The sequence below is a fragment of the Companilactobacillus heilongjiangensis genome, assembly GCF_000831645.3.
GTDB classification, from domain to species: domain Bacteria; phylum Bacillota; class Bacilli; order Lactobacillales; family Lactobacillaceae; genus Companilactobacillus; species Companilactobacillus heilongjiangensis.
This window is the reverse complement of record NZ_CP012559.1, coordinates 1,974,732-1,988,580: the sequence shown is the minus strand read 5'-3', so window position 1 is coordinate 1,988,580 and position 13,849 is coordinate 1,974,732. Positions and strand designations below refer to the sequence as shown.

General features: G+C 37.9%; 13 protein-coding genes. 8 read left to right on the top strand and 5 right to left on the bottom strand.

Annotation, left to right across the window (positions count from 1 at the left end; genetic code table 11):
• The first annotated feature begins 2 nt into the window (after positions 1–2).
• The 7 genes from gatC to JP39_RS08915 all read left to right on the top strand — a co-directional run bounded on the left by gatC (position 3) and on the right by JP39_RS08915 (position 6,696).
• On the top strand, positions 3–302 hold the full coding sequence (gene gatC, locus JP39_RS08945) for an Asp-tRNA(Asn)/Glu-tRNA(Gln) amidotransferase subunit GatC (protein WP_041500630.1): 300 nt from the start codon (positions 3–5) through the stop codon (positions 300–302).
• Positions 302–1,759: an Asp-tRNA(Asn)/Glu-tRNA(Gln) amidotransferase subunit GatA gene (gatA, locus tag JP39_RS08940; protein WP_041500628.1), complete on the top strand. Its 1,458-nt coding sequence runs from the start codon at positions 302–304 to the stop codon at positions 1,757–1,759. The genes gatC and gatA overlap by 1 nt, the downstream gene beginning before the upstream one ends.
• The gene (gatB, locus tag JP39_RS08935; protein ID WP_041500626.1) at positions 1,759–3,189 is read left to right on the top strand and encodes an Asp-tRNA(Asn)/Glu-tRNA(Gln) amidotransferase subunit GatB; all 1,431 of its coding nucleotides are present in this window, start codon (positions 1,759–1,761) and stop codon (positions 3,187–3,189) included. The genes gatA and gatB overlap by 1 nt, the downstream gene beginning before the upstream one ends.
• A 12-nt stretch (positions 3,190–3,201) precedes the next feature.
• The gene (locus tag JP39_RS08930) at positions 3,202–4,230 is read left to right on the top strand and encodes a diacylglycerol kinase (protein ID WP_041500624.1); all 1,029 of its coding nucleotides are present in this window, start codon (positions 3,202–3,204) and stop codon (positions 4,228–4,230) included.
• A gap of 59 nt (positions 4,231–4,289) precedes the next feature.
• Positions 4,290–5,648, top strand: coding sequence for a 23S rRNA (uracil(1939)-C(5))-methyltransferase RlmD (gene rlmD, locus JP39_RS08925; protein WP_041500623.1), 1,359 nt, complete (start codon positions 4,290–4,292; stop codon positions 5,646–5,648).
• Between the two features lie 553 nt (positions 5,649–6,201).
• Complete coding sequence (locus JP39_RS08920; RefSeq protein WP_041500621.1) at positions 6,202–6,393, top strand: hypothetical protein; 192 nt, start codon at positions 6,202–6,204, stop codon at positions 6,391–6,393.
• 90 nt (positions 6,394–6,483) lie between these two features.
• Positions 6,484–6,696: a helix-turn-helix domain-containing protein gene (locus JP39_RS08915; protein ID WP_041500619.1), complete on the top strand. Its 213-nt coding sequence runs from the start codon at positions 6,484–6,486 to the stop codon at positions 6,694–6,696.
• A gap of 263 nt (positions 6,697–6,959) precedes the next feature.
• Here JP39_RS08915 and JP39_RS08910 read toward each other — a convergent pair whose 3' ends face one another.
• From JP39_RS08910 to JP39_RS08890, 5 genes are all read right to left on the bottom strand, one after another.
• The gene (locus JP39_RS08910) at positions 6,960–7,706 is read right to left on the bottom strand and encodes a response regulator transcription factor (protein ID WP_041500618.1); all 747 of its coding nucleotides are present in this window, start codon (positions 7,704–7,706) and stop codon (positions 6,960–6,962) included.
• On the bottom strand, positions 7,707–9,053 hold the full coding sequence (locus JP39_RS08905; protein ID WP_082330679.1) for a sensor histidine kinase: 1,347 nt from the start codon (positions 9,051–9,053) through the stop codon (positions 7,707–7,709).
• Positions 9,054–9,093: 40 nt separating this feature from the next.
• Positions 9,094–9,990, bottom strand: a complete 897-nt coding sequence (locus tag JP39_RS08900; RefSeq protein WP_137619769.1) for an alpha/beta hydrolase — start codon at positions 9,988–9,990, stop codon at positions 9,094–9,096.
• Complete coding sequence (locus JP39_RS08895) at positions 9,990–11,318, bottom strand: PTS transporter subunit EIIC (protein ID WP_041500614.1); 1,329 nt, start codon at positions 11,316–11,318, stop codon at positions 9,990–9,992. The genes JP39_RS08900 and JP39_RS08895 overlap by 1 nt, the downstream gene beginning before the upstream one ends.
• 69 nt (positions 11,319–11,387) lie before the next feature.
• Entirely contained in the window at positions 11,388–12,728 is a 1,341-nt protein-coding gene (locus JP39_RS08890; RefSeq protein ID WP_041500612.1) for an APC family permease, read from the bottom strand.
• 124 nt (positions 12,729–12,852) lie between these two features.
• Here JP39_RS08890 and JP39_RS08885 point away from each other — a divergent pair, with 124 nt between their 5' ends.
• Positions 12,853–13,848 (top strand): Gfo/Idh/MocA family protein, encoded by a 996-nt coding sequence (locus JP39_RS08885; protein WP_041500610.1) that lies wholly within the window; start codon positions 12,853–12,855, stop codon positions 13,846–13,848.
• Position 13,849 lies beyond the last annotated feature (1 nt).

Sequence of the window (13,849 nt, the reverse complement as noted above, 5' to 3'; positions counted from 1 at the left end):
AAATGATTTCAAAAGATGAAATTTTACACGTTGCCACTTTGGCTAATTTAAAATTCCAAGATAATGAAGTTGACAGTTTTGTTGACCAACTAGATAAAATTGTTGGTATGGAAAGCAAATTATCATCAGTTGATACAACTGGTGTTGAACCAACTTACAATATGGCTGACACCAACTCTGTCTTCCGTGAAGATAAAGGTATCCATACTGAAACTAGAGAACAAATGCTTGAAAATGTTCCTGAAGTTGAAGATAACCTTATCAAAGTTCCAACGATTGTTGACAAGGAGGACGCTGAATAGTGGATATCAAGAAAGAAACAATTGCTTCTTTGCACGAGAAGTTAGTTAACAAAGATGTAACTGCCGAAGCTCTTACAAACCAAGCTTTAGACAATATCAAAGGTGATGCTGAAAAGCTAAATACTTTCATTACTGTCAATGACAAGGCAACTGAGGATGCTAAGAAAATTGACGTTGAAGGTGTTGACGGTTTATTAGCTGGTATTCCAGTGGGTATCAAGGATAATATCGTTACAAACGGTATTAAGACTACTGCCGCAAGTAAAATTCTTTATAATTTCATGCCTGTTTACAGTGCAACTGTTATGGACAAATTAGCTGCTGCCGGCGCTATTAACGTTGGTAAGACTAACTTGGACGAATTTGCCATGGGTTCATCTACTGAAACTTCATACTATGGAACTTCAGTTAATCCTTGGGACTTCAGTCGCGTTCCTGGTGGTTCTTCAGGTGGCTCTGCTGCTGCCGTTGCCGCTGGTGAAGTTGTTGCTGCCCTAGGTACAGATACTGGTGGTTCAATCAGACAACCCGCTGCCTTCAATGGTATCTTTGGTATCAAACCAACTTACGGTCGTGTTTCTCGTTGGGGTGTTATTGCCTTTGCATCAAGTCTTGATCAAGTCGGTGTTATGTCAAAACGTGTCGAAGATTCAGCAACTGTTCTTTCAGTTATTGCTGGTCATGATGACAAAGATTCAACTAGTTCAGAAAAAGAAGTTCCAGATTACCGTGCTAACTTGAACAAAGATATGCATGGTGTTAAGATTGCCGTTCCTAAGGAATTCTGGCATGAAGGAACTCATCCTGACGTGCTTGCTAACGTTAATAAAGCTCTTGATGCTTATAAGAAGATGGGTGCTACAGTCGAGGAAGTTAGTCTTCCAACATTGGAACATGCCGTTGAAGTTTATTATGTCCTAGCATCTAGTGAAGCCTCATCTAACCTTCAAAGATATGATGGTGTTAGATATGGTTACCGTGCTAAAGATGTTAAGAATATCAAAGACTTGTTCGTTAACTCTCGTTCAGAAGGTTTCGGTGATGAAGTTAAACGTCGTATCATGCTAGGTACTTTCGCTCTATCAGCTGGTGCTTATGATGCATACTTCAAGAAGGCTGCTGAAGTTAGAACAATTTTTATCAATGAAATGAATAACGTCTTAAAAGACTATGATTTAATTATGGGACCTTCAACAACAACACCTGCTTTCAAGATTGGTGAAAAAGTTGACGATCCATTGGCAATGTACATGAATGATATTTTGACAATTCCTGCTAACTTAGCTGGTTTGCCTGCTGCTTCAGTTCCTGCCGGTTTAGCTGACGGAATGCCAGTTGGTCTACAAATCATTGGTAAGCCATTTGCTGAACAAGATGTCTTCAATGCTGCTTATGCTTTACAAGAAGAAAATAAATTCTATGAACAAATACCAACTGCACTCAAGGGGGAAGACTAATGAATTTTGAAACAACTATCGGACTAGAAGTCCACGTTGAATTAAAGACTAAGTCCAAGATGTATAGTCCTTCACCAGTTGCTTATGGTGCTGAATCTAATATCAATACCAACGTTATTGACTTTGGTTTTCCAGGAACATTGCCAACTGTAAATAAAAATGCTTATCGTCTCGGTGTTATGGTCGGATTAGCTTTGAATGCTAATATCGAAAATCACACTCACTTTGACCGTAAGAACTACTTCTATCCAGATAATCCTAAAGCTTACCAAATTACTCAACAAGACAAACCATTGGGTCACGATGGCTATATCGAAATTGAAGTTGATGGCGAAAAGAAGAAAATCGGTATCGAAGAACTTCACGTCGAAGAAGATGCTGGTAAAAATACCCACGGTAACAACGGCTATTCATATGTCGATTTGAACCGTCAAGGTACACCTTTGATTGAAATTGTTTCAAAGCCTGATATGAAGTCTCCTGAAGAAGCTTATCAATATCTTGAAAATCTTCGTAAGATTATTCAATTTACTGGTGCTTCTGATGTTAAGATGGAAGAAGGTTCAATGCGTGTTGATACTAATATCTCAATCCGCCCAGTTGGATCAGATACATATGGTACCAAAGTCGAATTGAAGAACTTGAACTCATTCAACCACGTTAGATTAGGTCTAGCTTACGAAGAGAAACGTCAAGCTGCTATCCTTAAACAAGGCGGCACAATTGGCCAAGAAACAAGACGTTTTGATGAAAAATCTGGTGAAACATTCTTAATGCGTGTTAAGTCCGGTGCTGACGATTATCGTTACTTCCCAGAACCAGATCTACCAGATTATGAAATTTCACCAGAATGGATTGCTGAAATCAAGGCTAACTTGCCAGAAACAGCTTCCGTAAGACGTAACCACTACATCAACGAATTAGGAATTCCTGAATATGATGCCGGTGTTTTGACAGATACTAAGGAAATGTCTGACTTCTTTGATGAAGCAGTTAGTTACGACGCTAATCCAAAACTAGTTTCTAACTGGTTGATGGGTGAAGTTAATGCTTACTTGAACGATAAGAAAATTGGTTTGCTTGATACTAAGTTGACACCTGAACATCTTGCTAAGATGATTAACTTGATTTCAAACGGAACAATTTCTTCGAAGATTGCTAAGAAGGTCTTCCAAGAAACTATCAGCAACGGAACAGAACCTGAGGAATGGGTTAAGTCTAAGGGACTTGTCCAAGAATCTGATCCAGCTGTTTTGAAGCCAATGATCTTAGAAATTCTAGACAATAATCAACAATCAATCGATGACTTTAAGAATGGTAAAGATCGTGCCGTTGGTTTCTTGGTTGGTCAAATCATGAAACAAACACATGGACAAGCCAATCCTAAGGTTGTTAATAAGATTTTGATGGCAGAGTTAAAGAGTCGTTAGTGAGGGAAAGATATGCGAGCTAGACTTATATATAATCCAACTTCAGGTCACGAGACCATGAACAGTAATGTTGGAGACATTTTGAATATTATTGAAAAAGCTGGTTATGAGGCTAGTGCTTATCGAACGACACCGAAAAAAAACTCAGCTAAAGATGAAGCCAGACGAGTAGCTAAAGAGGGTTTTGACCTGATTGTTGCTGCTGGTGGCGATGGTACGATCAATGAAGTTGTTAACGGAATTGCCGATTTGGATCACCGTCCTGAAATGGCAATTATTCCGGCCGGAACAACGAATGATTACGCCCGTGCTTTGAAGATTCCACGTGATGATGTCGTAGAGGCTGCCAAAGTGATTTTGAAAGGTCAAAAGTTACCAGTTGATATTGGACAAGCTGGTAAAAGTTACTTTATCAATATCGCCGGCGGTGGTTCAATGACCGAATTGACTTATGAAGTTCCTTCAGCTTATAAGTCAATCTTGGGTTACTTGGCCTACTTGGTAAAAGGTGCAGAAATGTTGCCTCGTATCAGTCCTATTGACATGCACATCGAATATGACGACGGTGTTTTTGACGGGAAAGCAACGATGTTTCTAATCGGATTGACTAATTCAATCGGTGGGATGGAACAAATTGCGCCCAACTCAGTTATTGGTGATGGAACTTTCTCATTGATTATCGTTAAAGAAACTAACTTGCGTGATCTTGTTCATTTGATTGCCTTAGTTCTAAACGGTGGTCGTCATGTTTATAATCCAAAGGTTATTTACACGAAGACTAAAAAAATCAGTGTTAAAGCTAACGATGAAAATCGTGTCATGGTCAACTTGGATGGTGAATATGGTGGGGATGCTCCGATGGAATTTACTAACTTGCATAACCATCTAAATATTTACGCCAACGTTGATTCGATTCCGCTCAAAGCAATTGATACATCAACTCTCAGTGAAAAAGATGCTGGCGAGAAGATTATCGAAGAAGAAAAGAACCTTGATTCAGATAAATCAGATAACGATAAAGAAAAAGAAACAGATAAATAAATAAGAATTAGGAAGTGTATCGATTTTGGACACTTCTTTTTTCTATGTATAGGTGAAAAATGGAAAAACCAAATTTGAAAAAGAACCAAGAAATAGAATTAGACATCCTTGATCTCTCATATGAGGGTAAAGGTGTTGCTAAAGTCGATGACTTCACATTGTTCGTTGACAATGCATTGCCAGGTGAAAAAGTTAAAGCTGTTATCACACGTGTGAACAAGAACTTTGGCTTTGCTAAAACACTTGATGTTTTAGTAGAATCTCCTGACCGTGTCCACGATATTGACGCTGTCTACGCTCAAACAGGAATCGCTCCTTTGAGCCACTTGAAGTATGACAAGCAACTTGAATTCAAACACAACCAAGTCGTAACTGATTTTGACAAGATTGGTTTGAAAGATGTTACTGTTAACGATACTTTGGGTATGGAATCACCATTCAATTACCGTAATAAGGCACAAGTTCCAGTTCGCCAAGTTAATGGCAAGTTGACAACTGGTTTCTATCGTCGTCGTTCACACGATTTAGTACCAATGGAAAACTTCTTGATTCAAGATCCTAAGATTGATGCTGAAATCATCCGTGTCCGTGATATTTTGCGTAAATATAACGTTCGTGGTTTTGATGAACAAAATCAAAAGGGTCAAATCAAGACAATCATGGTTCGTCGTGCTTACTTTACTGGTGAAATGATGGTCGTTCTAGTTTCAAGAACACCTGATATTTCTCACTATAAAGACATTACTAAAGAAATTATGGCTAACCCCGAGATTAAGTCTGTCTTCTTGAACATCAATTCTAAGAATACTAACGTTATTCTTGGTCAAAAGATGACATTGCTCGGTGGTAAGAAGTATATTGATGATGAAATTTTGGGACATAAATACCGTATTTCACCAAAATCTTTCTACCAAGTTAACCCTGTTCAAACTCAAAACCTTTACAAACTTGCAATTGATAAAGCTGAATTGACAGGTAAGGAAAACGTTGTCGATGCCTATTCAGGAATTGGTACAATTGGACTTTCATTAGCTAACAAGGCTAAGCACGTTACTGGTATCGAAATTATTGAAGATGCCGTTAAAGATGCTGACCAAAATGCTAAGTTGAATAATATTACTAACGCTGATTTTATCGTTGGTAAGACTGAAGATGTTTTGAATGACTGGGCTAAGAATGAAGTTTCAGTCGACGTCTTGATGGTTGATCCTCCACGTAAAGGTTTGGCTAATTCATTGATTGATTCATTGAAGAACATCAAACCAAAGCGGATAGTTTATATCAGTTGTAATCCTGCTACTTTGGCACGTGATTTGGAACTATTGAGCGATACATACGAAATTGGCGATGTAACTCCTGTTGATATGTTCCCAATGACTAACCATATCGAATGTGTTACAAAACTTACTTTGAAATAGGTTTTATGACTGCCGTCGGAGTGGGACAGTGATTCCGCCGCGGTGGACCGGTGCGAGCCAAGGTCTCGCGCCTCGATTTTGAACTTCGAGAAGGTCGCTCGAATTTCAAAATACGTCAGTAGTGTAAGAGCTGAAGCTCTAACGCTACTCTCACCGCAGGCTCCATCACTGTCCCACCCCGACTAATGTATTTTTTTGATTGATGATAATTTTAAAATAAATAGCACTCAAATCAGCGGGTTATCTGTGATTTGAATGCTTTTTTGTTTTGTTCAATTATATTAATTATTTAATTGATGAAAATTTGGATAATAGTAATTGTATGACTGATAGATTAATATTGAATTGAATATTAAATTAGCCGGAGATTTCGAGTATGAAGCCCGCAGTGGGTGTGGCGTTAGGACGGGTGAATTTCCCGTTCTTACACCACAGGGCGTTTTTGAGACGTGGTTTTCGGCTCAAAAGCGAGGTTCGAGACCGTACTTTGGCTCGAAACGGTCCACACAGCAGGCTTCATACTCGAAACTGGAGGCGACAGAGGACAACTATTATGAAATTAATTTTTGGAATTGGTGCTATTTTAATTGGTATTTGGCAGGTTTATGTTTCGAAACAATATTTTAATAATCTCAAGAAACAATCTAGTCCACTGATTTTTGCCTTAATTGCTACGATTGCTAGTTTGGCTTTTGCGGCTGTTTTGTTGGTTTATGGTGTTCAAACTTTGATTTCTTTACGTTAATCGGGAAAAACAATACGTTTAAAGACAATTTATGTTTTGGTTATTATTTCTGAAATATAATATTGTTAGCAGTAAGAATTGAGGGATATCATGGATCATGAAAAAGTTTTCTTAGGTGATAACCTGAGAAGTTGTCGAAAAAATTGTAATTTATCGGAACGTGAAGTTTCTAAAATGTTGCATGTCGATATTACGACGATTTCAAAATATGAACACAACACGAGAACTCCCGATATCTATATGATGATGCGATTCGCTGATGTTTACGAAGTCAGTTTGGATAAATTAGTTGGAAGAAAATAGATGGATGCTTGGCCTGCAAAGGTTTAAGCATCTTTTTTGTATTGATATATACGCGTGGTGCTAGTTAAGTATGCCGTCTCCAGAGCTGGAAAATATTTCCCGGCTCTTCGGACTAATTAATCGTTATTAGTTGAGTGTGAAAGCATTTAAACAATTTTAGACTATGAAATATTTGTAATGGGTTATCGACTAGTACCATGCGTATATATATGAAAAAAGGACATATCAAATGTTTGTATACATTTGATATGTCCTTTTTTTAATCAATTCTTGTTGGAAAGTAGCTTAGTTAATTCCTTATTTTTTCTGAATGAAACTTCACAGGTTGATCCATCAGTGAATGACAGTGTTCTTGAATGGCTGTCGTATGTTGTTGCGTTCTCTAGGTTGACTAAGTAACTGCGATTGCAACGGAATAGGTTGGGGTAGTCGGTTTCGAAGGTGTTTAGGGAGCCGTTGAATTCGGCCAGTTGATTTTTCGTGATGATAAATATTCGGCCGGGGACGTCTTTTTGTGTGTACAGCATGATAATGTCGTCCATCATGATGGAAAAATAACGGCTGCCAATCTTGTAATCTAACAGGTTTTTCGATGAGTGACTGTATTTTTGAAGATTCTTTTTTGCCATTTCAATGTCGTCAGTGATGCGATGTTTGATTTCATCGAGACCTTTATTTTTCAAGATGTAATCCATCGGAGCAATTTTACGTTCGAGTGTAGTTAGAGATAATTCGTCGTGGGTCGTGATGAAAACAATTTGAGCCATCGGGGCATCTCTACGAACTCTTTCCGCAATATTTAAGCCGGCCATTTTGTCATCATTAATTTCCATATCTAAAAAATAGAGGCCTTGTTCTTGAGGCGTGTAATCTTGGTAAAATTTCTCGACTGAATCGGAGATTGATTTTAATTCAAGATTGGCGTCATTGATCAAAATACCATTTTTAATAAATTCAGCGTATTTCTGGCGTTGAATGGAGTTGTCTTCGAGTAAATAAACTGGGAACACTTAATCACCCCCTACAATAATTAATGTCATCAACAGATGGCTATGGATAATTTTAGTTTCTAAGTATAGATTATCAGTTTCCGAGATTAAACGGCGAGTATTTGCTAAACCGAAACCAAGATGATTGGCTTTAGTCGTGTAACCCGTCTGGAATAGGTCTCGAAAATTTAAATTCCCTTTGATGGGATTGTCGATAGTTATTTCAGTAATATTGTCAGCTTGGGTAATGGCGCAGGTGACATCTTTTTCAGCGATTGTTTGAACGTATTCAAAAGCATTGTCTAAAAGAATGCCTAAAATTCTGACGATAATTAAAATTTCGGTTGTGAAATGATAATGGTCTTGATTCAATTCAATTTGAAAATTAATTTTTTGATTTCTTGCTAAGAAAAACTTTTGAATCAATATTCCCCGAATTGCGTCGCTGTCGATAGCTTGGACTTGGGCGATATTTCCGCTGTCAGTTGGCAATAACTTGGCTTGGGATTGCACGATATCTTGATAATATTGTTTCAATTCAGCGGAGTCGCTTTGATCAACGAATGTTTTCATCGATAACATGATGTTTTGAAAGTCATGTTTGAACTTGCGTATATCGGTATATTGTTGGCGCACACTGATTAGATAATCGTTCAATTGCTTGTTATAAATCACTTTAGCTTGAGCTTGTCGTTGAATGGCAATAGTTTTAACAAAGAAAATTAATTGGCGATATGTCAAAGTAATGATAACGGTGAAGACTACCAGAATAATGGACTGTAACGTCGCTGTGACGGATTGCAAGTCACTGACTAGTAGAATTACCATGAAGGCCACAAAGACGCTGAAAGACATCGTAAAGACCCTTCTACCTAGATGATACTGTTCGACTTGAATCCAAAGTTTGACTGTAGGAGCTCGATAAACGTTGGTTAAGAGTAAAAAGATGATGATGTATATTGCGTTGATCAATAATGAAACGAGGATAAAGTTTTGCTGGAATTCCTCTAAAATTTGTAATTTCCACTCATTGAGGGCAATAAAGAAGATAATTCTGGCTGTATAAGTTGCTAAACTGAACAAGACAGTTTCGATATTGGCAGCCATGACTAGTGAAATCGACTTTTGCATATCTAACGTCTTGAATTTATTCCAAGCCCAATTGCACAGCAAGATAAAGCAGACGAATAATAAAATAAAAATATCATCGACAAATAATCCGATATAACCAAATATTAAAGAAATGGTTACATCGGATATTAAATGTCCTATATTAAATGAGTTTAAAAAGTAGCGATGTATCTGCAAAATTGCAAATAAGATAAAGAAATCTGCTACAAAACTTAGTTCCCAATCTATATATACCATACGCTAATTGTATTTAAAAAATCGGTTTAATACAAGCTAATTATGGTTGAGGGTCTGGGACTTTTTTGCTTGTTCGACTGTTGCTTGAGTTATTTATACCATTTCCAACAATGTACTGATGGAAGATGTCAATAAATTGGGTGTTAGCAATCATATCAGAGTGCTGAGCTTTGTCGCCAGTAAGGGTGATCAATGTGTAACGCTTGATGTGGCCTTCGTAAATATATTTACCAGCATCGACACTGCCGAGCGGAACGATTCCGTCATCTGTGTACAACTGCGTACCAGCAACTGAATAATAAGTTAAATCAGTTGGAATCTTGCTTCGATCTTTAACTAGGTCGTTTAACATCTGTGTTCGATTGGAAGTATTTTTTTCTTCAAAGTTGTAGGGCGTACCAACGGTTAACATCTGGTTGACGTTAATCGTCGAGTCATCAAAATAATGTTCCAAAAAGTAAGTCCAAATCAGACCACCATTTGAATGTCCAAAGGCATTGAAGTTATTGAAGCGATAACGAGCCTTGAGCTTATTGAAAGCCTGATTGAACCAAGCAGCTTGTTTTTTGATATTGGCATAACCATCTTTATTATTCTCAAACCCCACCACAATAAAGGGGCGTGTGTCGTTGGGACGAATACTGCCAGTGTAGGTGATGGTGTCATTGGTGTGAACGGTCATCTTGAGTAAACTGTGATGTTCGCCGTATTGACGATTGACTGTTTTGACCAAATCATCGAAACGATTGGCTGTCGCACTGCTACCGGGAATCATAATGACGGGTGACATTGGCGAGTTGTAACGCCCAGCTAAGGTCGTAACGTTGCTCTTAGTCCATAGATATGAGGGAATACCAAGTAGAATCAGGATAATGCCTAAACTTAATAGGTATTTGAAATTTTTATTCTGCTTTAAATTGCGTAGTTGCATCCGCATTAGACTTCACCTTCTTCAATGCCGGGATTGTCTAATAATTTGACCTTAGCGGCCATTTTAACGAAAGGCATATAAATGTATACCGAGATAATTATCGCCAGGATAGAGAATCCTAGAGCCTGCCAGCTACCATTGGTACCGATGAAGGCAATCAGTGGTCCAGGGGTACCAACTGGTACGGGATAAACGCTTGGTGGCATCAGATGTAGGGTGATAGCGAGTGCTGCCATTAACATGTTAGCCAAGGGGGCTAATAGAAATGGAATGAGAAAGATAACGTTGAATAGCACAGGTATACCCGTCATAACGCCACTACTAATATTAAAAATACTTGGTATCATTGCCCAACGTGCCACAGTTTGAAAGTCTTTATCCTTAGAAATAATTAGGATAGCAATGATCAAACCGAGGATTGAACCAGTTCCACCATACGTTGCGAAGGCGTGATATAACGTTGAACTGGTAAATGGATTGGGAGCGTTCCAAGCGGTGTGTTTTTGAAGAGCATAATTTAGGTTGATGGTCGATAGGACGTCCATTTTTTCCACACCCAGAGCGGAGTAAGTTCCTGACCAACCGAAAAATGACATGATTAATGTGTAAATAGAAAAGACTAAAGTTTTAGTAATTTGTGTCCAATTATTTTTGGAAGTGTACTCTGTCGAGAGGGCATTGATGAAGTTACCAGGTGCTTCAGAATAATAAGTGACGTTGATTAATGTACTGAAAATCATTGCAATAATTAATGAAATGATGATTGGCTTTAGGGATATGAAAGTTCTTTCCAAAATACTGGTAGTTTGTTTTTCATTTTCAAGATTGGGAGCCTGACGACTGAGTTTCTTGAAAATCCAACCGATAATCATACCGGAAATAATGGCGAATAGGAGTCCTCGCATACCCAGCATATCAGTGTGAAATGAGAAGGGCTGTACCTTGGAATATGCGTAATCCATTATCAAAAGGGAGCTGATACCAGTTAGTCCGGCTAGTTGATCGTCACGATGATAATATTTGGCGGTATATTTAGCCGCACCAAAGATGGCGATAACTGATACCCAACCGAGTGACATGTTGTACAGTCCGTTAGCAACGTTTTCGATTAAACGGTAAAAGAAATCATTTCCAAACGTTGGAAAAACATCGGTCAGAAAGCCCTCTTTACCAAGTACGACTGTCTGAATAATTTTTATAAAACTCCCGAATAAAGCAAAAGGAAAGATTAATAATAATGTTCGTTGAATAATTCGATAAATCAATAATTTTTGAATCTTTAAAGTCCCTCGAACCAACCGTTCCTCAAGCTTACTGTTGAATTGAACTTTCATGAAAACACCTGCTATTCATTTCAAATAATATCCCAAGCAAATTATAACCTCCAACAAAAAAAGCCGCCATCAAAGCGACCTTTTTTTATGAAAATAATGAATGTAATAAATTGGTAGACCAAGTAATGTGATTCCGATACCCATGAATGCCAATCCAGGCTGGCGTATCAAGGTTGAAATGATGATATATCCGCCACCTAGTAAGGCAATAATTGGTGGAAGTGGATAAAAACTAATCTTATAAGGACGTTCCAATTCGGGTTCATTGCGACGTAAGATAAAGACACCGATGAACATCATCATTGAGAAAATCCACATAACGAAAACTAACATATCGGTTAGGTAATCGAAGCTTCCCATAAAAATCATAATGATAGCGATAATTGTTTGGACGATTCCAGCATTGGCAGGAACACGAGTTTTATTAGTTAATTTACCAAAGAATTTTGAGAAAACAATTTCATCATCGGTACCAAGAACATAGCTGACACGCGAACCGGTCATTGTGTAGCCGTTAACGGATCCGAAGACGGAAATCAAAATACCGATTGTAACAATTTTTCCACCGATATTACCGAAAATCTGAATGGCAGCTTCAGAAGCCGCGTTTTGATTTCCAGGAATCAAGTGGAATGGTAATGATTTGATGAAAACAAAGCTGATCAAAACGTAAATTAAAGTGATAAAGAATAGTCCCACGATAATTGATTTAGCTAAGTCTTTCTCAGGTTTCTTCATTTCACCAGCTAAGTTACCAACATTCATCCAACCATCAAAGGCAAACATTGTGGCTAAAAGTCCACCACCCATGGATGACCAAAAGTCGGGATGACTTCCAGAAGTAACAGGGAAGAGTGATACGGGATGTGTTGCTGGTGTGAAAATTCCTACAACAATAATCACAACAATTGGAATTAATTTGGCAATTAAGGAAATTGATTGAATTCGTCCACCGACTTTAGCACCTAAAAGATTGACGGCAAATAAAAAGACTGCCAAGGTGATAGCGATGGGGATTTGCCAAACGTGTGGAATATTGCAGAGGTTCAACACCTGTGTAGCAAAGATTATGGATAGTGCGGAAATTCCAGCTGGATAATAAATGACCGACTGTGCCCAAGCCAGTAAGAAAGCTGGGACTTTTCCGTAAATATATTCAATATATTTGTAAATTCCACCGGCAACTGGCAAGGCAGAAGCTAATTCCGCCACAGTTAGTCCGGCATTGATAGTAATAAAACCAGCTAAGAGCCATACAAAAATAGTCAAACTTGCTGATCCAGTAGCGGCCGTAACACTAGAGATTTTGAAGAATACTCCACCTCCGATTACAAGACCCATTACTGTTGATAGCGCTGGAAAGAATCCTAAATCCCTTTTCAGGCTAAATTTGTCTGTTTCATCGTTCATTGAAAAAAAGTACTCCCCTCAAATGGTATAAAGTAAAATTATATACCATATTATTAAATTTTGAGTATTTTTTTGTTGGTAATTACGCTTACATATCAGTAAAATTAAATACAGAGGTGATTTTATGATTAGTTTAGGAATAATAGGAACAAACTGGATCACAGAACAATTTATTAAAGCAACGGATGAAACCAAAACTTTTGCTTTAACAAACGTTTACTCACGTACAGAAGCGAAAGCTGAAAGCCTTATTGAAGATTTGAAGAAGAAAGATATTGATATCAGTACAGATTTAACTGCTTTCTTTAAGAAAGATTTCGATACAGTCTACATTGCTTCACCAAATGGATTACATTTTGCTCAAGCTAAACAGGCTTTGGAAAATGGTAAGAATGTTATCGTTGAAAAGCCTAGTACTTCAACAATCAAAGAGTTTAGTTTATTGGACGATTTGGCTCACAAAAATGGTCTCTACTTATTTGAGGCAGCTAGACATATTCATGAACCGATCTTTAAGAAGATTGAGGAAATTGTTGATAAGAATCGGGAAAAATTAAGTGGTGCTAGTTTTTCTTATATGAAATACTCGAGCCGTTATGACGCCTACTTAGCAGGCAAGAATCCTAATATTTTCACAACTAAGTTCTCTGGTGGGGCTTTATATGACTTAGGAGTTTATACAGTTTATGACGCCGTTGTACTATTTGGTCAACCAGAAAAAGTTGACTATGACGCTGAATTTCTAGCATCCGGGGTTGATGGCAGTGGGGCTTTAACTTTGAAATATCCTGATTTTGACGTCAATATTATTATTGGTAAGACAAAGAATTCCTACATGTCGTCAGAAATTTACTTTGGTCGTGATACCTTATTGTTAGATAATGGTGGGGATATCAGTCATTTAGATTGGGCCGACGATAATAAGAATATTACCGATGTACCAGCTTTGAAGGCTGAAAATCCGATGGATTCTGAGGCTAGTGAGTTTGCTAGAATAATGACCGAAAAGGATCAAGCAACTTATGATAAACTATTAAAATACGCCAGAACGGTAAATAGAATTCTAGAGCAAGCAAGAACAAGTGCCGGTATTGTTTTTGATGCAGATGAGGAAAAATAAA

Coding starts and splice junctions, on each gene's coding strand:
- gatC (WP_041500630.1), top strand. CDS start 3: ATGATTTCAAAAGATGAAATTTTACACGTTGCCACTTTGGCTAATTTA.
- gatB (WP_041500626.1), top strand. CDS start 1,759: ATGAATTTTGAAACAACTATCGGACTAGAAGTCCACGTTGAATTAAAG.
- JP39_RS08930 (WP_041500624.1), top strand. CDS start 3,202: ATGCGAGCTAGACTTATATATAATCCAACTTCAGGTCACGAGACCATG.
- rlmD (WP_041500623.1), top strand. CDS start 4,290: ATGGAAAAACCAAATTTGAAAAAGAACCAAGAAATAGAATTAGACATC.
- JP39_RS08920 (WP_041500621.1), top strand. CDS start 6,202: ATGAAATTAATTTTTGGAATTGGTGCTATTTTAATTGGTATTTGGCAG.
- JP39_RS08915 (WP_041500619.1), top strand. CDS start 6,484: ATGGATCATGAAAAAGTTTTCTTAGGTGATAACCTGAGAAGTTGTCGA.
- JP39_RS08905 (WP_082330679.1), bottom strand. CDS start 9,053: ATGGTATATATAGATTGGGAACTAAGTTTTGTAGCAGATTTCTTTATC.
- JP39_RS08900 (WP_137619769.1), bottom strand. CDS start 9,990: ATGCGGATGCAACTACGCAATTTAAAGCAGAATAAAAATTTCAAATAC.
- JP39_RS08895 (WP_041500614.1), bottom strand. CDS start 11,318: ATGAAAGTTCAATTCAACAGTAAGCTTGAGGAACGGTTGGTTCGAGGG.
- JP39_RS08890 (WP_041500612.1), bottom strand. CDS start 12,728: ATGAACGATGAAACAGACAAATTTAGCCTGAAAAGGGATTTAGGATTC.
- JP39_RS08885 (WP_041500610.1), top strand. CDS start 12,853: ATGATTAGTTTAGGAATAATAGGAACAAACTGGATCACAGAACAATTT.